Origin of the sequence: Vibrio sp. SCSIO 43097 (genome assembly GCF_023650755.1) — a bacterium.
Taxonomy (GTDB): domain Bacteria; phylum Pseudomonadota; class Gammaproteobacteria; order Enterobacterales; family Vibrionaceae; genus Vibrio; species Vibrio alginolyticus.
Window position 1 is genome coordinate 1,635,060 of sequence record NZ_CP071841.1, and the last position, 22,268, is coordinate 1,657,327.

At 45.1% G+C, this 22,268-nt stretch carries 16 protein-coding genes; 9 read left to right on the top strand and 7 right to left on the bottom strand.

What is annotated here, in order from left to right; all coding sequences use genetic code 11:
- Nucleotides 1–156: 156 nt before the first annotated feature.
- From J4N40_RS23745 to deoD, 6 genes are all read right to left on the bottom strand, one after another.
- Nucleotides 157–1,287, bottom strand: a complete 1,131-nt coding sequence (locus J4N40_RS23745; protein WP_005375134.1) for an HlyD family secretion protein — start codon at nt 1,285–1,287, stop codon at nt 157–159.
- On the bottom strand, nt 1,287–1,667 hold the full coding sequence (locus J4N40_RS23750; RefSeq protein WP_042521635.1) for a DUF3302 domain-containing protein: 381 nt from the start codon (nt 1,665–1,667) through the stop codon (nt 1,287–1,289). The genes J4N40_RS23745 and J4N40_RS23750 overlap by 1 nt, the downstream gene beginning before the upstream one ends.
- 244 nt (nt 1,668–1,911) lie before the next feature.
- A complete protein-coding gene (locus J4N40_RS23755) occupies nt 1,912–3,495 on the bottom strand; it encodes a GGDEF domain-containing protein (RefSeq protein ID WP_250654557.1) in 1,584 nt (527 codons plus the stop codon).
- Nucleotides 3,479–4,963, bottom strand: coding sequence for a tetratricopeptide repeat protein (locus J4N40_RS23760; RefSeq protein WP_005375137.1), 1,485 nt, complete (start codon nt 4,961–4,963; stop codon nt 3,479–3,481). Before J4N40_RS23760 ends, J4N40_RS23755 begins: the two co-directional genes overlap by 17 nt.
- A gap of 166 nt (nt 4,964–5,129) precedes the next feature.
- A complete protein-coding gene (locus J4N40_RS23765; protein ID WP_005383936.1) occupies nt 5,130–6,599 on the bottom strand; it encodes a hypothetical protein in 1,470 nt (489 codons plus the stop codon).
- Nucleotides 6,600–6,669: 70 nt separating this feature from the next.
- The gene (gene deoD / locus J4N40_RS23770) at nt 6,670–7,380 is read right to left on the bottom strand and encodes a purine-nucleoside phosphorylase (RefSeq protein WP_005375140.1); all 711 of its coding nucleotides are present in this window, start codon (nt 7,378–7,380) and stop codon (nt 6,670–6,672) included.
- A gap of 398 nt (nt 7,381–7,778) precedes the next feature.
- Here deoD and J4N40_RS23775 point away from each other — a divergent pair, with 398 nt between their 5' ends.
- From J4N40_RS23775 to J4N40_RS23790, 4 genes are read left to right on the top strand one after another with little or no spacing between them, the layout of a single operon-like run.
- Nucleotides 7,779–8,729: a YbgA family protein gene (locus tag J4N40_RS23775; RefSeq protein WP_017635475.1), complete on the top strand. Its 951-nt coding sequence runs from the start codon at nt 7,779–7,781 to the stop codon at nt 8,727–8,729.
- Nucleotides 8,719–9,519 (top strand): MerR family transcriptional regulator, encoded by an 801-nt coding sequence (locus tag J4N40_RS23780; RefSeq protein WP_033906723.1) that lies wholly within the window; start codon nt 8,719–8,721, stop codon nt 9,517–9,519. The genes J4N40_RS23775 and J4N40_RS23780 overlap by 11 nt, the downstream gene beginning before the upstream one ends.
- Nucleotides 9,520–9,541: 22 nt before the next feature.
- Nucleotides 9,542–10,957: a deoxyribodipyrimidine photo-lyase gene (phrB, locus tag J4N40_RS23785; protein WP_047104510.1), complete on the top strand. Its 1,416-nt coding sequence runs from the start codon at nt 9,542–9,544 to the stop codon at nt 10,955–10,957.
- Between the two features lie 6 nt (nt 10,958–10,963).
- Entirely contained in the window at nt 10,964–11,890 is a 927-nt protein-coding gene (locus J4N40_RS23790) for a L,D-transpeptidase family protein (protein ID WP_017820509.1), read from the top strand.
- A gap of 26 nt (nt 11,891–11,916) precedes the next feature.
- Here the strand turns inward: J4N40_RS23790 and J4N40_RS23795 are convergent, their stop codons facing one another.
- Entirely contained in the window at nt 11,917–12,171 is a 255-nt protein-coding gene (locus J4N40_RS23795; protein WP_005375145.1) for an Lpp/OprI family alanine-zipper lipoprotein, read from the bottom strand.
- 550 nt (nt 12,172–12,721) lie between these two features.
- Here J4N40_RS23795 and J4N40_RS23800 point away from each other — a divergent pair.
- The 5 genes from J4N40_RS23800 to J4N40_RS23820 all read left to right on the top strand — a co-directional run bounded on the left by J4N40_RS23800 (nt 12,722) and on the right by J4N40_RS23820 (nt 22,268).
- On the top strand, nt 12,722–14,065 hold the full coding sequence (locus J4N40_RS23800; protein ID WP_017820508.1) for a DEAD/DEAH box helicase: 1,344 nt from the start codon (nt 12,722–12,724) through the stop codon (nt 14,063–14,065).
- Nucleotides 14,066–14,389: 324 nt separating this feature from the next.
- Nucleotides 14,390–16,387, top strand: a complete 1,998-nt coding sequence (locus J4N40_RS23805; protein ID WP_213915564.1) for a prolyl oligopeptidase family serine peptidase — start codon at nt 14,390–14,392, stop codon at nt 16,385–16,387.
- Nucleotides 16,388–18,529, top strand: coding sequence for a TonB-dependent hemoglobin/transferrin/lactoferrin family receptor (locus J4N40_RS23810; RefSeq protein WP_250654558.1), 2,142 nt, complete (start codon nt 16,388–16,390; stop codon nt 18,527–18,529).
- 9 nt (nt 18,530–18,538) lie between these two features.
- A complete protein-coding gene (locus J4N40_RS23815; protein WP_250654559.1) occupies nt 18,539–20,791 on the top strand; it encodes a proprotein convertase P-domain-containing protein in 2,253 nt (750 codons plus the stop codon).
- A 25-nt stretch (nt 20,792–20,816) separates the two neighbouring features.
- Nucleotides 20,817–22,268 (top strand): Lcl domain-containing protein, encoded by a 1,452-nt coding sequence (locus J4N40_RS23820; protein WP_005375150.1) that lies wholly within the window; start codon nt 20,817–20,819, stop codon nt 22,266–22,268.

Here is a 22,268-nt window from a genome sequence, read left to right on the forward strand (position 1 = left end):
CAAGCATTAAAAATAAGGCGCGCATTATACAGAATATTAATAAAAGTGGGAATGCTATCTATCTGGATGGCTAGAATGAATCAGGGGCTGATCGTCAGCCCCTGATTACACGGTTTGATGTTATTTTTACCAATAAATGAATGCGCTATATGTTCATTAATGGTCGAGGTATAAATAGTTCTGCCAGCTCTTCATACGAATAAGCACTTTGCGCATCACTGATACGTGAGTAAAGCTGTCTGAATAAACTGCAACTTCAACCGCAGTACCCATTGGTAGGTGGTATCCACTCAAGTCGTCGGTAATTTTCAGCTTCGCAAAAACACGTCCGCTCGTGCGCAAGGCATCAGTCCCAAGCAGAGCGCCTCGCGCTTGAATTTGGCTTTCACCAATGGCTGGAATCACGTCAATGACTTCGCCACGGAACACTTTGCCCGGAATTGCGCGGAACATAAATTCTGCTTCAAAGCCTGGCTTCAAGCGTTGTAATGAGTTCTGTCTGAATGCCGCGGTGTACGTAATGTCTTCGGTATGTACGAAGGTCATTGCCGGGGCAAGTGGCAACGGCACAGCCATCACTCCAGGACGTAAAGCCAATTGCGTAACGTAACCATCGGTTGGCGCACGAACGACGGTTTGCTCTAGGTTAAACTCTGCTTTACGCAGCTCGGCAAGAAGTTGCGCGACTTGGGTATTTTCGCCTCCGATTTCAGAGTCCAGAGCGATTTGCGCTTGTTCTTGTTGCAAAATCGCAACGTCTAACATGGCTTCTGCCGCTTTATACGCTTGGCGTCGAGTATCCAAATCTTGTTCAGTAAACGCGCCACGATCAAAGCCCCTTTGATATCGGCTAAATTCCCTTTGTGCTTTATCTCTGTCCGCTTGCGCTTTCAATACAGCAGCTTCTGCCTCTCTTAGATCAGACTCTAAGCCCAACGCACCTTGGCTTGCTTCTTTGACTTTCGCTTCCAGGCGAGCAACTTCTGCTTCAAAAGGCACAGGATCGATTTTGAAAAGAATATCGCCCGTTTTGAGCGGTTGGTTGGCCTGGACTGGCACTTCCACCACGCGGCCACGCACGCCAGAGACGATAGGCGTAGTCGGGAACACTTGGTTACCCAATTGAGTAAATGGGTGGTTGTAGTTCATAAGCAGCACGAGTGTGCCCACTAACACTACGCCGCCAAGTACGGCGGTTGGAACGGTCCATTTGTTTAGAGGAATATTGAAAATTTTAAAAATGGCAATACAAAGAGCGGCGTAAGTCAGAATCAGCAATAAGTCCATTATTCGTCCTCTTTACTTTGTTCAGGCAAAGGCTTTTGCTGAATATTTTGTTGTTTCAACATCGATACTTCGTTTTTGAGTTCGTTGACTTCATCGATGAGTTCTTCAAGGCGGTGATGAATGTCGTGTGTTTCTTGTTCTAGTTGTTTAAAACCCCAGCCGCGTTCCTTGCGCCATAATGTTGCCCAGATCCATAAAAATGGCCACAGCGCATGCAAAGTGAAAAGGCTGACCCAGCCAGCGTAGTGAATTGCGTCTTGGTGCGGGTGCTCTCTCTCTTTGGCGATTTCATATGGAATATCATGGATGACAATGATTCCGTAAAAGATCACTAAAGCAACGAAGATGAGTAACCCAAGTGCAAAATAGTCTAGAAACATCTTACCTACCTGTGCGTATTGCGAAATGGAAAATCTACGTAAATTAACAATTTAAGTATTTGTCTTAACTACAGATGAATCAAGCGGTTTTTATGTAGGAATTATGTTTATGCGATGTAAGTATCCACTGATGTTTATTGGCAGTTAAGGTGTTGCTGAGTACTTATTTAAACAAGCAGTGAAGTGATATAGGAAGGATAAGTAAAAAGTATACTAAAGCCCCAGGTGTCAACCGGGGCATGGTTTAAAGTTCGGTACAGACTTGGTTTCTGCCATTGGCTTTGGCGCGATAAAGAGCTTTGTCTGCACGATAAAAAGTTCGCTGAGTATTCTCGCCTTCTCGATGCAAGGTAATCCCTATGGATACGGTCAGCCCCCGCTCACCAAGAATATCGTCCCAACCATATTGATAAATCCGTTCACGATAATTCTCGGCATGCATTTCTGCGCGTTCCAGTTGGGTATTCTCAAGGATCACGAGGAACTCTTCACCACCAAATCGTACGCACGATGCGCCTTTAAATCTGAAGTAGGACGCCAGTTCCTGTGACACACTTTTGATCGCTTTGTCGCCCACCAAGTGGCTTAGTTCGTCATTGATGGATTTGAAGTGATCGATATCGATGACCATCAATGCAAATGCAGTATCGTGCAGAAGTAGATCTTTTAGTTTAACTTCTAACCAGCGTCTGTTGTGTAAAGACGTAAGTGGATCGGTAAAGACGTCCTGCTGTAGCTGAGCAACAGTATTTTTATGCTGCTTGGTGGTTTCTTTTAGTTCTTTGTTTTCTAGCTCTGACAAAATGAGTTTGAGTTGTAACTCAAAGCGTGAAAGTCGGCGTAGTTGAGCAGACCCTAACTCACCGATCGGAATATGTTTTACAAGATCAGATTCGATTCTATGCGCTTTTTTTTCACAATTTAATGCTTCTTGATACAACCCTTGAGAGGCGTAAACTTGACTCATCGCGTTATAAAAATGCTGAGTAACGATAGGAGATAGCTGCTTTTGAATCCTTTTACTGATGGAGTCCAACGTTAAATTAGCTAAAGAGGTGTGCCCTACACCGTTTAGACAATACGCAGTCTCAATTTTGACCATCGTAGATAACCAGTATGTCGTGGCACTACCCGTTGTATACTGAACATTCGAAATAGCCAGCAACGCACTGGGGTAGTCTTCTTGCAGACGATGTAATTTGGCTCGGTAGAGGTGAATTTGTGCGGCGAGGTTTTTATCACTGACGAGAATGCTCAGTTCTTCACATTCACTCAATAGCTCTTTGGCGTCTGCGGTACGGTTCAAGCTGATATAACAGGCAAGCATGTACAGCTTGTAACGAAGGCGTAGGGATCGACTGCCAATAGCGTGATCGATAGCATCTATTTTTTGATAATAACGTAATGCACGTTGGTGATCCCCATAGGCATCGCACAAATTACCCATTCCAATAATGGCCAATACGTACTCATCAATATAGCCGTACTCGACGGCGATATTGGTTGAAGCAACATACTCGGTTAATGCCGCATTGTAGTCACCTACTTCAACTAAACGCTCACTCAAGCTTGCTTTCACAGAAAGAATATCTTCTACATCCTCTGGTAAAACAAGCAACTCAAGCGCTTGTTTCAATTCACTAATGCTGTCGTTGAGCTGTTTGACCTCTCTTCGATACTCGGCGCTAATGATATAGCAATGCGCTTTCTCTCGGTTTGTTGACGCAATATGTAACCCTATGTGTTCCCATAGCGTAATCGCTTCTTCACCTGAAACGGAAGAAGGATCGATACCTGCGTCAGTCACCTTGCTAAGCAGTTGTTCCATTCTTCATTACCTCAATATAACTTTCTTCGAGCTGTTCTAACGTGAATGGGAAGGTCAGGATATCTTGCAAATACAGTATCGGTTTAGGGCCTTTGATTCCGCGTCGCTTCCATGGATAGATGTCTAACATCGCTTGGACAGTGCGGTAGACCTCTTCTGCTGCTTGACCTTTTTCTGCAATTAACATTGCTAGCCTGTTACTGGAAATTCTCGAGATGAGGTCGCTGGAGGTTGTCAATGCATGAACGAGCTCGGTACAAACATCGAGAACTTCGGGGTTTGAATGCTGAATCATAATGATGGCGTGGTTAGAGCGTTTGAGCTCCGTTTTAAACAAAACTAACTGTTCCCACCAGTAGGTCTCAGAAACGACATTAGAGAACTGTTTTTCAGGGTCGTATTCGTGTTGAGAGCGAATATGATTGATCAGCTTACGTGCTCGCTGCTCTAGTTGGCGTTTAGAGCCTCTTGCTTTATCCATGCTGATTCGGTGAGTTTGTTCTTTGAGCATTTTGAGTGCGTGCTTACGGTATTTCTTGAACGCGTTAAACGCAGACTCAAAGTCTCCTTGTTCTTCAGCGACTCGTGATTGTTGGAAGCAAATTTGGCTGAGTAGCTCACCGTGGTCGAAACTGAGTGCAGACTCTTCTGCTGCAAGTAGCAACTTGGCAGCGCTGTCTGTATTTTGGCGCAAAAGCTCAAGTCTTGCTCGGCTAATAAAAGAGTGTGCTTTCATCCAAACGAGATCATGCTCAATGGCGAGCTGGTGGGCTTTTTGGGTGGCTTCTTCGGCCGCATCAAGGCGTTCTAGTCCAAGCAGTGCTAACCCTTTAAAGTCCCAGATCTCGGCTTGCCACGTACTGTCATCATGATCTTTTAATACTTCGGTTGCTCCATCCAGTACCGTAAGCATCTCGACAAACTTATTTAGTAAGTAATAGTCCCAAGCTAATAGGATGCGCGCTTTGCCTTCTAACCAAGCAATACGAACATTGTTTGCCACTTTAACGGCTAACTCATGAGTTGAAGCGGCAAGTTGGTGTTCATTAGTGATGCGCCATACATTACCAAGCCCAATTAGAGATTCGATTTGAATTTCAACATCATCAACAAGAGCAGATTGTTCGAGCGCATTAATCCAATATTGTTGCGCGGAATAATACTTTGCTTGGCCCCAATATTGGAGTGCAAAAAGATGGAGAATTTCCGGGAGATGATCGTCGGTTTCAAGCTGTGTTTGTTTGCTGTAAGCGTCTTTGACGAGTTTTAAGCCTTGTCGGTAATCCATTAGGCACCAACAGCATTGCGCCATGATGAGTAAGGCTTTGATCTCTCCGTCCACAAATAAAATTTGTTCCGCGCGGATACGATATTGCTGCGCAATATTAAAGGTATGTTTAGGGGCCGATTTTATTTGGCCTTTAAGCTTAGTGAGATCATCTTCTAGCTGAATTTGGTTTTTATCCAACGTTCACATCCATGACTATCGAACTGGAAATCACACCTAATATTAAGTGGTTAGATGCATGTTTCTTTACCAAAGCGATGCGGATAACGTTTTGGTAAACGATCAGGGGCCGTAATGTATACCGTTACAACCCCTAATTACTACATCTAAATTACCAATAGAATAGCTACGATAGGAGCTGTTTGATTGTCAAAGGTGCATCAGAGACTTCTAACCTTTGTGCAGCGGTAAGACCTTGTTTATCCTGATAGCACAAATTATGCCAAGCTCTGAATATATCTAAAAGAGGTAAAATACCAGCAGGTCGTAATTTGCGACGTGGCTCGTTAATGAAGCTTTCGAAAAGAATCTGAAAGCGGTTTTGATAAAACTTCACATGACGAGTTGTCGCAACGTTAAACCATTTTTCAGGCTCATTTTGATCGCCAGCGAGGTAGCAAATGCCTTTGTGGTTTTCGTTTTGACTAGAGATTGCCCAACGATCGCGCCACCAACTCATATAGGCGATATCGACTTTGCCAAAGGGAGTACTCATGTCCCAACTAGCGTCCTCTTCTACGTACATCAAGTCGACACTTTTCTCTTTAATGCGAGGTAAACAAACGCTCAGTGCAGCCGAACGTAGTAGGGGATCTTGAGGCATGTATAGAGATACACGTTTGTTTGGGCAGCACATATCAAGTACGTGCAAATAGTGTGCATATGAGGTGTATGGTGGACGGACTAATGCCCCTTTTGAAGGGTAATGAAATACAGATAGATTACCAAGAGGGTCTTCTACGTTACCGCGAGCCAAAATTGTTTGGTATTTTTGGTCAATTCGCTCTCTGAGGTGATGAGAAGGTTCCGCAAGCGGCTCACTTGCTTCCGCTACGTACTCCTGGGAAACAAAACGAGACACCTCATCGTAAGGATTATGATCGAGCGTTGCGATTGGCTCTTCATCAGCGGAATAATTGACGTGCTGGCAAAGAATATAGCCAGAATGCGCTTCGCCAGAAACAATCCAATACACACCATTATTGCTGTTCGGTTGCAATGCAATATAGTTTGAGGCCAATTCATAATGCGTTGCGTGGTTTACCCAGCGCGCATCAATGGTTGCCAGCTTACGGCGGCAGCGGCTAGCTATATGGTCAACATGGTCGTAAAAGGTTTTTGGGTTAATACTAAGCTTACGGCAGATTTCTCGTACGGAATATCCCGTAAACAACAAGCCCATCAAGTTCTCTTGAAATTGAAGCTTCTTGTTGGCACCAGACCACTTGTCGACAAAGGTACTTTGACACACTTTACAGCGGTAACGTTGGCGATCGCCACTGTAACCGAAAGCGTGATAGAGGTGTTTGTGAGTGTGGACAGAAAGTCCAAAGTTGTCGCAATCATCATTACGGCAAGCAGGCAACCCGTCACTGTGGACGTGCCGCAGGCGATGAAGTTCGTTCACGACATCGCGATTATTAAGTAAGGGGGGGAAAGCTCCACATTCACGGCATACCATCGCCGGACGCTTAGGGTTCGCATGTTGCAGAACGTAACGCTTTGCATCACTCAATCCAAAGTTGTCACACGCCAATGTTTTACAAAAGTTGAGTTGTAACCCATCTGCGTCTTTTGGCAGTTCGCCGTTAGACACAATCGCCCCCTCGGGATAATTCGGGCAGCCAGCATAACTCTGGCTGCAAATTATTACTTACTATTTGTTCTTAGATGTTGATTGCAGTTTCTAGTGCAACTTTCATCATGTCGTTGAACGACTTCTGACGCTCTTCTGAGCTTAGTTTTTCACCACGGATGATGTGGTCAGAAACTGTCAGGATAGTCAGTGCTTTCGCGCCTAGGTCAGCTGCTACGCCGTAGATACCAGCCGCTTCCATGTCTACACCTAGGATGCCTAGTTTTTCCATCTTCTCGAAGATGTCTGCTTCTGGTGTGTAGAACAGGTCTGCAGAGAATACGTTACCTACTTTTACAGGCACTTCCTGAGCGCGTGCTTGGTTAACTGCTTCTTCTAGAAGACCGTAATCAGCGATTGCTGCGAAATCGTGGTTGTTAAAACGGATACGGTTAACTTTAGAGTCTGTAGAAGCACCCATACCGATAACAACGTCCATTAGTTTCACGTCGTCACGTACTGCACCACAGCTACCCACACGGATAACGTTTTTCACGCCGTATTCAGCGATTAGCTCGTGTACGTAGATACAGCAAGACGGGATACCCATGCCGTGGCCCATTACAGAAACTTTTTTGCCTTTGTAAGTGCCAGTAAAGCCGAACATGTTGCGAACGTCACAAACTTGTTTCACATCTTCTAGGAACGTTTCAGCGATGTATTTAGCGCGCAACGGGTCGCCTGGCATCAGAACTGTTTCAGCGAAATCACCTGGTTGTGCGTTAATGTGTGGGGTTGCCATAAGTGCTCTCCAAAGTTTTGTTTTGATAAAACGCCTCTATTATAGAACGCTATTACCAATTCTGTTGAACTTGTTCGTTTTCGTTGAGGCAATAATATCGGGACGTACAGTAGCCCCTTGAGAGCTTAGTCACAAAAACCACGCATTTAGAAACTGCAACTCCTATTGATAACTAAATCTGTTGAAACCAAAAGAGCAATCGATTTGCTTTTGAGCAGTTTGTCGATTGCGCGCACAAATTCTTTGTTTTTGGGCCAAACTTTTTTCTGAAAGCTGGTTGATCGAAATACTTTCGAGTGAAGTAAAACGATTAAATTGTACAACTTATTTTCTTGTACAATCTGGAAAGGCTTGCTATAAGTTATACAACAAAACTTTTTGTATAGGGATGCGTCATCATGGAATCTTCGATCAAAGTAGGTATCAGTTCGTGTGTTTTGGGTGAACGAGTGCGTTTTGACTCTGGTCATAAGGTGAGCAACTTTGTGACTAAAGAGCTTAGCCCGTATTTTGACTTTATTTCGGTATGCCCTGAAGTCGGCGTAGGTATGCCAGTACCCCGTCCAACCATTCGTCTTGTTTCTAATGAAGAGCGTGTTGCATTGGTTGAAACCAAAAATCCAGAAAATGATCATACCGACAATATGCTCACTTACTCGGCCAATAAAGTAGATGAACTTCAAAGCGAGCAGCTTTGTGGTTACATCGTTTGTGCTAAGTCACCAACTTGTGGCATGGAGCGAGTCAAGGTTTACAGCAAGAACAGTGCTGCGAAAGAAGGTGTTGGCTTGTATACACAAACATTGATGCAAAAAATGCCTTGGTTGCCTGTTGAAGAGGATGGCAGACTTAACGACCCTGTATTGAAAGAAAATTTTATCACTCGAGTATTTTGTCTAAATGACTTTTACGACTCGATGGATGGTGAGCCTACTCGTGGCAAAATCATCGACTTTCATTCGCGCTACAAACTGACGTTAATGGCACACCACCCAGAGTCATACCGCTCCCTTGGCCGCTTAGTCGCTGATGTCGCTAATTATGAAATTGAAGACTTTTACCAAGAGTATCGTTTAGGACTTATGAAGGCGTTAACGAATCGGGCTAGCCGCAAAAATAACACAAATGTGTTGATGCATTTACAAGGATACTTCAAACGCTCACTAACTAAAGAAGAAAAAGAAGAGTTAGCGACAGTGATTCACGACTACCGTATCGGAATGCTGCCTCTGTTAGCACCACTTACATTGATTAAGCATTACTTAAATACTTACCCAGACGAGTATTTAGCAAAACAGAAGTTTTTAGAACCGTATCCGCAGGAGATGAGATTACGCTATGGTTTGTAGTTCAGAAGAAAAACTATACGCGATCCGAGATGTCGCAGAAATCACGGGTGTAAAACCAGTTACGCTGAGAGCTTGGCAACGAAGATACAACTTGATCCAGCCTCAGCGAACAGAAAAAGGACACAGACTCTATCGCCAGCAAGATCTCGATACGATTCGCGAAGTCCAGAGTTGGCTCGCGAAGGGGATTTCGATTGGTAAAGTGAAGGGATTGCTAGGAAAAAGCGCCGATGTCGAAGTCAAAAACGAGGTTCGCACACTCGAAGAAGTTGAAAACATGCTGCTTGCGCTGTCTACCCTGAATCGAGGAAAAGCAGAGAGTTTACTTGCCTCTGTTCTTAAAGAGTACCCACTAAAACTCGTTATTGATCAGTTTATTAGCCCAGTATTTGATGCGCTAGATATGGTAAAAGGATCGTTGCGATCCTTGCAGGTGGGGTTATTTCAGACTTGTTTGATCACTCGACTTGCCCTTGTTATCGATTCTGAAAACAAAGCCGCTTCCAAAGGAAAGTGTCTGCTCATTAGCTTTGAACAAAACAGAGAGTCTGAGAGTTGGATTCAAGCAGCGAAGCTTTGCGAACAAGGGTATCACACGACTTTGATCGATAAGGTTGATGATGTTTCTGGTCTACTAGATCACGAGGTCGTTGAAAATGGTTCGTTTATCTACCTTTTCTCCAACAAAGCGCTAGCTGCTAAACAAGTAGCGTCCATCAAAATGCTTCACGCACAACTAGGTGATCGGATGGGGTGCTCTGAAGTGATAGAGAAATTACACCTAACTTAGTAGACAAAAGATAGGAGCTACCATGATTTTAGTATGGTTTCGACGTGACTTACGTACGTTAGACCACACGGCACTCAAAGCGGCATTGGATTCAGGTCAGCCTGTCGTCGCTTGCTTTATCGCGACGCCAGAGCAGTGGCGGGAGCATCACATGGCGCCGATGCAGGCAGACCTCATTGCTCGTCGCTTAGCTTGTCTTAACGAGGAGCTTGAAAGCCTTAATATTCCCTTTTTGTACAAAGAGGTACCGTCGTTTTCCGATTGTACAGATGTGATTAGTGGGTGGGCGGAAACACTTGAAGCTACGTCTGTCATGGCAAACATTCACTATGAGGTGAACGAACGAGAGCTCGATACACAAGTAAGTGAAGCGTTAGCTTCTCACGATATCGAATTTGAACTGTTTCATGACAAATGTGTGCACGCGCCAACGACGGTTCTTAATAAGCAAGGCGAATATTTTAAGGTGTTTACGCCATTCAAGCGTGCTTGGTTAACGCAGTTCCATATGCCGACGGTAGTAAAACCTCACGAGCAAGCGCCACTCAATAAAAAGGTACTCGAACAATTAGAGTCGGCTCGATTTAATTCAAGCTTCACATTTAGCTATCCTCGAGAATCCAGTGAAGACTGGCTGGCTTCGACTAATGATATTTTGAAGCAGCTTAGGGAATTTGCACGGGAGCGCAGTGACGCGTATCAAAGCGAGCGAGACTTTCCAGCTATTGATGGCACTAGCCAACTGTCTCCATACCTTGCGATTGGCGCGCTATCACCAAGGCAGTGTATTGCTCGTTTGTATGCTGAAAATCAACAAAATGACCTTACAGAAGGGAAAGCAACTTGGTTAAGTGAGATCATTTGGCGTGAGTTTTATCAGCACCTATTGGTTTTCGAACCAAAACTCGTCAAAGGCAAAGGATTTATCGATTGGGAGGATAAAATCCAGTGGTCCTATGATGAGAAAGCCTTTGAGCGATGGAAGACAGGAACAACAGGATACCCAGTCGTTGATGCAGCAATGCGTCAGCTCAATCAAACAGGTTGGATGCACAATCGATTACGTATGATTGTCGCGAGCTTTCTTACCAAGGACTTACATATTGATTGGCGATGGGGAGAAGCGTACTTCATGAGTAAGCTGGTGGACGGCGATTTTGCAGCGAACAATGGTGGCTGGCAATGGTCTGCTTCTACGGGCTGTGACGGGCAGCCATACTTTCGTATTTTCAACCCGATAAGCCAAGGCGAAAAGTTCGATGCTAATGGTGAATTTGTGCGCCACTGGGTACCAGAAATCAAAAGTGTACCGAACAAATACATCCATAAACCTTGGACTTGGGAGGGCTTTTCTTTACTGGAATATCACAAGCCGATGGTTGATCACAAGACAGAAAGAGAGATAACCTTACAGCTCTTTAAAAGTGCCAAGGAATAGAGTGAAATGCTTAGCAAAAAGCGATCAATGAGTTTCGCAAAACGTACCCTGCTATCTGTGTCGTTATCTTTAGTGAGTGGTCTATCATTCGCTAAGATGTACGAATTACCAGAGGATGGAAGCCGTTTAATTGGTCGCCTTGAAAACCACGTCGTGCAAGAAGGCGAAACCATGGCAAATATCGCTAAGCTCTACGATGTGGGTATGCTAGGTTTAATGGCCGCAAACAAAGGCGTGGATCCCTTCTTACCAGAAGAGGGGCATGTTCTTACTATTCCGACACAGCTAATCCTCCCAGACGTACCTTATAAAGGTATCGTTATTAATCTAGCCGAGCTGCGCTTATATTACTTTCCGAAAGGAGAGAATATTGTCCATGTATTTCCTGTCGGAATTGGCCGAATAGGGCGCGATACCCCAGTAATGACAACGCGTATCAGCCAAAAACGACCGAACCCTACATGGACTCCTCCAGCCTCTATTCGTGCCGAGTACAAAGCAAAGGGCATTGACCTACCAGCCGTTGTTCCTGCGGGGCCTGATAATCCACTTGGTATGTTTGCATTGCGTTTAGCTTACGGGAATGGCGAATACCTAATTCATGGTACCAACAAGGACTTTGGGATTGGTATGCGAGTCAGCGCGGGTTGTATTCGTATGGACCCAAGTGACATTGAGTGGTTATTTGACAAGGTTCGTAACGGCGAAGACGTTAACATCATTAACCAGCCTATCAAAATGACACTTGAGCCTGACAGAAGTGTGTTCTTAGAAGCACATGAGCCTTTGACTCGTAGTAATGGCGAGAAAGATGAACTCAAAGTGCCGAAAGAGTTAAAGTGGTGGCTGGATGAATTCGGTATGAAAAACGTGAAGGCTAAAGCAGCAATCGCTGCACAGAATGGGGTTCCTGTCGAAATAACCGCGCCTTAACGGGCGTTAAGACGCGGTATCAAATCTTACTTAGTGTAAGACTGAGCGATGTTATCGATACGCTCGTTAGCACGCTCAGCTTCTTCTTGAGCAGCCATTGCTGCTGCGCCTGATTTTTGAACGTCAGATTGAAGAGCTTGTACGTCTTGGCTTAGTTGGCTAACTTGGTTGCTTAGTTCGTCTAATTTTGCTGCATTTGCTGTAGCTGCGTCATCAGAAGAAGCACAACCGGCTAGTAGAAGTACTGAAGTTGCTGCAGCTGCGATCAACGTTTTGTTCATATAAGAACTCCTTGCTTATAGTGAAAGTCTCGCCACTAACTATTATTTTATACAGTAGCGAGGTTAAATGTGGTTACATTTTATCAGTACATGATGTAGCAAAAGTCAAAAAAACCCAAGAATTTCATGGAGTACCTGACGTCAACTTTTACCTGAACTTAACAAAGTTTAACTACCTATCCTTTATTTCGTTCTCACAACAGTTTTCATAGCAGGTGTATTTGCCACGTTCCTGATATCAATAATTTAGACGATATTGACACAAATGAAAGTTTATTGGCCCAAATAACTGCTATTTAAGTCGTTTTGTTGATGGATAGAAGGCATATTTGAACGGCTTTTCTCTAAACTTCCTGTCCAGCTGCTCATCAAAAAGGCTAGTCTTTACTCTGAACTGAGCCACAAATGATGTTTTACCGTTACCACAGGGAATTAGTTTGTGTGATCTCTATCTATACTCCTATGATTTGCGGTATTATACCGAGCTTTATTTTTTTGCTGCGTTAGAGCGGAAACGACACTACAGAGCGCTCAGACGCTGACTGATTTATTGGAGAATACTTTGCAATTTAAAGATCTAGGCCTAGACAACCGATTGTTGAAGAACCTAAAACACTACGATTTTAAAAAAGCGACTGACATTCAGCAGCAGGCGATTCCTGTTGCGATTGCAGGCAAGGATCTATTGGCATCTTCGAAAACAGGTTCGGGCAAGACTTTGGCGTTTGTATTGCCAATGCTTCATAAGTCTTTAAAGACAAAATCGTTTTCTGCGAAAGACCCTCGCGCGGTAATCCTTGCTCCTACTCGTGAGCTAGCGAAACAAGTATATGGTGAGCTTCGTTCTATGCTAGCTGGCCTATCTTATGAAGCAGCACTGATTTTGGGTGGTGAGAACTTTAACGATCAAGTAAAAGCTCTGCGTCGTTACCCGAAATTTATCGTGGCGACACCAGGACGTTTGGCTGATCACTTAGAGCACCGTTCGCTTTATCTGGATGGTTTGGAAACGCTAATTCTGGACGAAGCAGACCGTATGTTGGATTTGGGCTTTGCACCAGAGCTTCGTCGCATTCATAAAGCAGCCAAGCATCGTCGTCGTCAAACGTTGATGTTCTCTGCGACATTAGATCATGCAGACGTCAATGAAATCGCGGCTGAAATGCTCAATGCGCCAAAGCGAATTGCTATCGGCGTTTCTAACGAAGAACATAAAGATATCACGCAAAAATTTTACTTGTGTGATCACCTAGATCATAAAGAGGCAATTTTAGATCGTGTTCTTTCTGAGGCTGAATACCGTCAAGTTATTATCTTTACGGCAACGCGTGATGATACTGAGCGACTAACAGAAAAGCTGAACGAAAAGAAACTGAAGGCTGTAGCACTAAGTGGTAACTTGAACCAGACTCAACGTAACACCATTATGAGTCAGTTTGAGCGCGCAGTATTTAAGATCCTTGTAACGACTGATGTTGCTTCCCGCGGTTTGGATATTGCAACTGTGACACACGTCATCAACTTCGATATGCCAAAGCATACCGAAGAATACGTACACCGAGTTGGTCGTACTGGTCGTGCTGGAAATAAAGGGGATGCAATCTCTCTTGTTGGTCCAAAAGACTGGGATAGCTTTAAACGTGTAGAAGCATACCTACAACAAGATCTTGAGTTTTCATTGTTCGAAGATTTGAAAGGTAAGTTTAAAGGCCTTAAGCCACCTAAACCAGATTTCCGCAATAAGAAAGCGACCGCAAAGAAAGCTCGCCCTCAAGCGAAAAAATCGGCGAAAAAACCAGCTAAGCGTGACAAGAGCTTCTACAAAAACGTATCTGTGGGTGATGATGTCTTCATCCCTAAGAAAAAACCAGCGGCACCGAGCTCTGAAGAGTAAAAGCTGCTGTAGTTTCCCATTGATTTTAGTTCTTAAAAATCCGAGTGTTCGCACTCGGATTTTTTATGTCTGTCGCTAGGTGAAATAGCGTCTTTCCATACTCACTCGTTAGTCAGCTTTTATATCTGTCTGGTTGTATATAAACAGCATAGAACGCTAATTTAGGAAGTTATTAAGTTTTATAACCTCGGTCAAAGCAAACGTTTTTCCTCACACACTAGATAAAAATCTTACATGATTATGAAAATGATAATTGATCTCATTTTTATTTGAGGGCAGAATACGCGCCATTGTATTAATCCTATAAATGAATTCGCTCTCTATATGAAATTTACTCATGTTTTTTTAGGGCTCATAATTACCTCTAGTTCTGGCTTTGCTGCTGATGATTTCAACTGGCTTCGAGATGATGCTCGTAAAGATGAGCGAGTTCTTACCTACCTAACAGAACAAAACCACAAAACTGAACAGCACCAAAAAAGTTATCAGACGTTGACAAAAAACCTACTAACGCAGTGGGATACCATTGTGGCAGACAAAGGTGATAAGCCATGGTCGATCGTGAGTGGAAGAGAGTGGACGCTAATGCGTCGCGATGGTCGTTACTTACTATTATCCCGTGCGAGTCAACATGCACCAGAAAACGTGGTGTTCGATTTCGATGAACGACAATCTGCGCATCAGTACTACCAACTTGGTCAATGGCAAGTGAATGGTGACACGCTACTTTTCACGGAAGATATCGACGGCAGCGAACAATATCGTGCTGTGGTTGTTGATTTACTCTCCGGTCAATCTACGGAACTGGCGACGCACGTCGATAGTGGCGTATTGTTGTCACCTAACGGGAAAGTGGCATTCCTCGTTGCAAAAGAAAAGCGCACCCAGCGACCTCATCAGATCTTACGTATCTCCACTGAATCTTTGGCAAAAACAGTCCTATGGAATGAACCCAAGTCAGATTGGTTACTTTCTTTCTATCGTGCGGCAGATAGCCGTTATGCTGTGCTGCAAAGCAACAACGAGTCAACAACAGAGCAGAAGCTTGTCGACCTAGAAACGGGCACTGTCTCAGATTCATTGCGAAAGCCTGAAGTGGGTGTGGAATATTACGCGGATGTGGCGAAAGGTTACATTTATCTTAAAAGCAACCTGGAAGGAAAGTTCGCCCTTTACCAAGCCGAACTCGCACCGCTTGGCGCAACATGGCAACGCTTTACCAATCCTCGTGAGCCGCTTGAACAGTTCTACCTTTATGATGCAGGAGTTGTGGCACTTAGTAAGCCAAACAATGAGTCGACTTTGACGGTGTATTCTTACCAAGGGCAGGAAAAAGTGATACTGCCATTGGAACACGATGGTAATGTCGCTTGGCTAAGCACATTGGGCGATTTTGAATCAAACAAAATTCGTATCCGAAGCATGTCGATGACTACGCCTCCTCAGTGGGAAGAGTTCGATGTAAAAACGCTGAATAAATCCTTGTACTCTCAAGATGCTTACCAAGACTTTGATAGTCAGCGTTATGTATCCCAACGTATTTTTATTAAGCACGACGGCGTTTCTGTCCCGGTCTCTTTGGCGTATCGCAAAGACAAATTGCACCCACAATCTCCTGTGATGATTTACGGTTACGGCGCGTATGGTTTTACGATGAAACCATACTTTATGCCTCAGGTTATCAGTTTACTCGACCAAGGTGTGATTTACGCTATCGCCCATGTCCGTGGCGGTGGGTACTTTGGCGATGAATGGCACGAGCAAGGCCGTGGTGTACGAAAAGCCAATTCTATTGGTGATTTTGTCGCGGCCGCGAAGGCGCTGCAAACATTCGAACGTGGCAATAGAGAGGTTTTCGCCATCGGTTCTAGTGCTGGTGGCACGTTGGTGGCCGGAGCGGTTAATCAAGATCCTAAATTGTTTTCAGGTGTCGTACTTAAAGTGCCTTTTGTTGATGTGGTTGCAAGTATGTCGGATACCTCACTTCCGCTTACCACACAGCAGTATGGCGAATGGGGTAACCCAACCAAACCTGAACAATTGGCGTTAATGAAGGCGTACGATCCGATTCTCAATATCCATAAAGACGCTTACCCACCCATGTTTGTTCAAGTCGGTTTAATCGATCAGCGCGTGCCATATTGGGAGGGCGCTAAGTATCTCGCTAAAGTTTCAGCGTTAAGTGAGCGCAACGGGCCGTACTTGTTGCAAACTGATTTTAATTCGGGCCACCAAATGGACCCGCGACAAGCGCAAGAACAACAAGCAAAAGAATACGCATTTCTACTATCACTCATTAAAACATCTAAAGCGGAGCAGTAAATGAAGCTTACCCCAGTGTCAGCGGCAGTACTTTCGGTACTTGCTGCCAGTCAAGTGCACGCCGAATCTAAGGTTTTCTCAATGGAAGAGGTGGTGGTAACCGCCAATAAAATCGATCAGCCATTGTCAAAAGTGGCAGGTAGTGTCGCGGTTATCACAAACGAGCAAATCGAAGAAAGAGGCGAGACCGAGCTATATGACGTGCTGCGTAACGAACCTGGTGTAAGCGTGACGGGCGGTGCAGGACGTCCGCAAAACATTACCATCCGTGGTATGACGGGTAATCGCATTATGATCGTTCGTGATGGCATTCGTTCTGCGGATGGCTTCGGTGCGAATGACATTAATGATGCAGTTGGGCGAGATACTTTTGATTTATCCAATTTTGAATCGCTGCAAATCATTAAAGGGGCAAGTTCTTCGGTGCATGGCTCTGGCGCGATCGGCGGTGTGGTGATTTTAGAATCCAGTCAGCCGGGTGATTTCTTAAAAGACAAAGACTTCTACACCGATGTTTCCGGTACTTACACGGATATCAGCAACAAGTACAAAGGCACGAGTAATCTAGCTTTCCGTTCCGGTGATACAGAGAGTTTGTTTAACGTTTCATACTGGCAAGGACAAGAGACACGTAACTTTGATGAAGATTTGTATAACCGCGACCTCGATGGTTACAGCGGTGCTTATACGATCAACCACTTTTTCAATGAAGAGGTGATGTTGAAAGCGAAAGCGGAACTCTACACCCAGAACCAAGAGCGTTTGGAGGGTTCACCGTCCATTCAACCTGATGGAATTTGGCATATTGAAGACTTTGCTGAGGATGAAACCACAGAAGAGTACAGCGCTTATATTGGTGCAGAGGTGACACCGATTAATCCAACTTGGTTCGAAGAGTTGGATACCAAAGTTTACTGGCGTCACACCGAAGTGGTGGAAGACACCAACCGTTTAATGCGCCAAGTGGATCACAATGGTTTGATCACCAAGCGTCGCGAGCTGGAACACAAAACCTTCATTGACGAAACAATTGGCTTCCGTGGCGATTTAACCAATACGATTTATGCAGCAAATGCTGAGCACCAATTGGCTTACGGTGTTGAGCTTTCTACAGACTATTACGAACGCACAGATAGCGACTCCAAGATTGATTGGAACGGAGTAACACCTTCGACCAAACAACCTTTCGCTCCTGCTCGTGCTTATAACATTGGCTTGTATGTTCGAGACATGGTGGAACTGGATAAATGGACCATCACAGGTGGCCTACGCTTTGATGCCCACCGTCTCACGCCAGACGGTGCGGGTGAAGTGGGCGGCTTCCCATTAAAAGACATGGATAGCTCAGAGGTATCTCCAAGTCTGTCGGTTTCGCGTGAAGTATTTGCCAACAACATTGCTTATGTATCTTATAACCATGGTTACCGTGCTCCGGAATACGATAAAGCGTATGGCTTCGTAAGCCACGACTTTGTGCCGCTCACGCCGTTTGTCATTGCACCAAACATGGATCTAGAAGCTGAAACTTCCGACTCATTTGAAATCGGTAACAAGTTCGATAACGGTCGTGCGTATGTCTATGCGTCTTTGTTCTACAACAAGTTTGAAAACTTCATCGACGTTGTGACCACGGGCTTTGACTCAAGCAATGGTAATTACATTAAACAATACCAAAACCTCGATGGTGTTGAGACGTATGGTGCAGAGCTTTCTGCGGGTTACGCGATCACTAAGCGATGGAACATCAGCACCAAGTTTGGCTACGTAGATGGCAAAGACGCGGAAGGTGAATACGTTCGAAGCATTACGCCATTCGAAGGTAACGCTCAACTGAAATACGTCAACCAAGACTTCAATGCTTACGTGGCTTGGAACTGGGCCGCGGCCATGGATCGCGTTCCTAAATGCCAGACCACGCTTGGTCTAGCGACAGATTGCGCGCAGACAAGTGCGTGGAATACGTTTGATATTGGCGCAACTTACCACGTTTCCAAAGACCTTCGTGTTAGCGCAAACATCATCAATCTGTTCGACAAAGAATACATCCGATACCAAGACGTAGCGGGTATCGCTGAGGAAAGTAAGCGTTACTCAACTGAGCCTGGGCGCTACTTCACGCTAAATGCAAAATACGAATTCTAGGACGAAATCATGAAGCTAAAACCATTGGCGTTTTCGCTGCTTATTGCTTGTACCCCTGCGGCACAGGCTGCAGAGTGGGATTATCCCGCAACGGACTCTGTGGTAACGAATGAAGCGCAAGCGAAAACTTATCTAGACAGCCACTACTCGGAAGCGGGCGAGTTTAAGTTCCGTTACAAAACCCAGTCTCAGCTTGGTGAGCATTACAATTTTGATGTTTGGGTAAACGGTGAATATCAAGCACAGCGCACCCTCGTAGTAACAACCGATAAAAATCATCACGTTGTGCGAGTGTTTAAGAGCCTTGAAGATACGATCATTCGTAACGGCAAACCAACGGTTGCAATGGAATTGGAATCACCTCGCCAACTGCAAGCACAAGAGCCACCTGCTTTGAGCTCTGGAAGTCTGGTTGATGTTGAGGTTTCTTTGTTCAACCCAGATCTTCGCACCATGCAACAGCAAGCGGCACCAGAATCGACGTGGTCAGCACTATCCGATTACCCTCAGCCGATCGAGTACGTCACCAAGTCGATTGAGGTTTTACAGTCCGGCGGTAAGTTCTATTTGTCTAACCCAAGATTGAAGCAAGTGGATGCGACGGGCTTATTTGCAGCCCCAACACCTGGTGAAGCGCCTGTACTTGATACGTTGGATTTTCTCAGCGCAGAAGGAGTTCAAGCGTTTGACAGTGTTGATGAGATGCAAAGCACCGAGTTTGGTGACAATGCGTTCCCACAGTTGATGGCTTTTTATCATCTTGATAGCTCGATCCAATATCTGACAAGCCTGACTTACGACTTGTTTGACGAACCGCTTCGTTTTGACGCTCGCGGTTTATCAAAAGATAACTCTACTTACTATTACGGTCCGAAAGCACTCATGCTAGGTGTCGGTGGTGTTTCTCCGGATGCAGTCGATGCTGATGTCGTGATACACGAGCTTGGGCATGGCATTCATTACCAAATCGTACCGGATTGGGCGTACGGTCACACTGGTGCTATCGCAGAGGGTTTTGCTGATTACTGGGCGGGCAGCGCGAGCTACCGAACTCAATATTTGGATGCTTCGCGTCGTGGTCAAGAATTCGAGTTAGATACGGTGTTCAACTGGGACGGTGTGTTCGGAACACGCAAAACAACTCGTAGCTTATGGAACCAAAGAGCTCGTTACTTCGAGGGTTCAGAGTATCCTGCGCACGTTAGTGTGGGCGGTGAACTAGGCGACGAGTTATGGTCAACGCCACTGTTCCAAGCACTTAAAGCATCGGTTGAACGATACGGTGATGATACCGATAGGGTGTTCCGCGAGTTTGACACCATTGTTCTTGAAGGCATGTACGGCATTGGTCGTGGCGTGAAAATGAATGATCTGGCGGAGTCGACCGTGTTTGCCGCAAACACCTTGTTCCCAAATAAAGACTACGCCCAATTCCTGACGGATAGCTTCAACAAACACAACTTACTTAAAGCGCCTCTTCGTGTTCGCTATGACGCTCGATACATCGCACAAGGTCAAGACGTTGGTTTGAGCCTGAGCCAAACTGGCCGTGAAGCGAGCATCAAAGGGCAATGGCAGCTAAACAACGCATCTGTTTTCGACTTTGATGAAACGCTTTCTGACTCGACCTCAATGAAGGTGGCGTTACCAAGCGGTCTAACATGTGGCACGCAATTCGATTCCTCTATTTCATTGGATTATCAATTTTCTGAAGGCCTAAAGACTCACCAGTGGAGTGAAAAGGTGATGCTGGTTAATGGTACGCCAGAGCTCGATATCCAGCCTCAACCAGTGAACTCCGCTTTGCCGGAACAGGGCGACAGACTGTTCTCTCAGACGCTATCGGACAAGTCACGCACGATTGATGATTCGTTTGCGGTTTACCTGAACATCGAACATGACTCACTGCAAGATCTGCAAGTGACGCTAGTGTCTCCACAAGGCAAATCGGTCGTGCTACTTAGCCATCAATCAAGCAATACCAAAGGATTTAAAGGTTACTTCACCGCTCAGTATGACGAGGAGTTACAAGCACTTGTCGGTCAACCGAGTTGGGGTACTTGGCGTCTCGAAGTGTCTGACCGCGTGTCAGGGAACTCTGGGGTGTTGAAAGAGTGGGGTGTGAGTCACTTTGCTCAGTATCAGTGTAGTGCTGATACCACTAAAGAAAGCAGTGGCGGTGGTTCAGGTGGCAGTGGTTCGCCTTGGACCTTGTTAGGACTTTTCCTGCTTTCAATGGTGAGAGTGATTCGCTCTCGTTAATTAAAATCAAAAGAAGATAAAATCTATGAAGTTTCAATATTCTTTCGTTGCTATGTCACTAGCCCTTGCTGGCTGTGGCGGAGGTTCTGGTGGTGACACGTCGGCACCGACCTATGATGTAGCTGGCACCATCGTTTCTGCAGGTACACTTCTTGATACGCCAGTATGTATCGATTTAAACCAAAACTACGTTTGTGATTCCACTGAACCGAGTGCTAAAACGGATAATGCCGGTAAATTTAGCCTGACTTCAAGCGACAAAAACGTACTAACCAGCACCATTCTTGCTCAAGTTGATCAAGGTTCAAACCAAACGTTGCGTCTTGCGGCTCCGGGTCAAAATTTAGCAACGGGTAACACGGTCAATGGTGTAACAACGTTGCTCGCGGGTCTTGTAATTGACGGTAAAACCGTTGCTCAAGCTGAAGAGATTGTGAAAGCGCAACTCGCCGATGCCGGCGTTTCTCTTTCTGGTACGGTGATGTCTAACGCAGAAGCTAGCGAGCTAGACAAGCTAGAGCAAAACACGGTTGTGCTATTAGCTGCGATGCAACCAAAGCAAATGACCCAAGGCGTAGCGCTGCTTGCTCAAAATCTTAGCTTTCAAGGTAAATCGTTGGCCTCTGATCTTCTGTCTGAAGCGGAAGTAAGTGCATTTGCTGAAGAAATTGTAGCGGTTGCTGAACAAACGGTTGGTAGTAACGATACGGGCGCCGTTCTTTATTTTGCTGAAGGAGCAGCAGACGTTGCTGAGGTTCAAGCGTCTTACCCTGGTCAAGATGCAGAATACGGCTTCGACAAAGAGGACAAGCAAACGTCGACAGGCGCTGGCTTTAAGTTCGTTAAGCTAGATTCACAAGGTGCAGCTTTAGCTGCAGATGCGACTGAGTGGGCTTGTACTATGGACGAGCGTACTGGTCTTGTTTGGGAAAACAAAAGTGCGGATGCGAGCTCAGTTCAATTTAAAGATCGCCTATTTGCGTTTGAGTCTGAAACATTTAAGCCATTTAGCAAAGATGTAGAGCTTGCAGGTTGTAAAGACGCTGGTGATGAAGTTTGTACCACTAGCCAATATGTTCAGTACATAAACAAACAATCGTTATGTGGAATCACTGGTTGGCGCTTGCCTACTTACCGTGAGACTTATGACTTACTAGACTTTGGTGAACAAACACTGTTTGCTCCGAACGATGAATATGCAAAATACAACGTCTATGGTTTTAATGTTAAATACTTTCCACAGCAAACCATAGGTAGCCCTTATTTAGGATATGGTGCGTTTTGGCATAGCGACTTTAAGTTTACGAATGCATCATCACAACTTATTGATGGCGAGATTTATTTCCCTGCGATTGTCTCCCGGGGCAAAGATAGAGGCACTATTTCATACGTCGAGATTCGATCAAGCAACACAAGTGCGGGTGCCGATGATTCTTACCAATTCCCAATCCGTCTAGTCGCAGTTAAGGGGCAATAA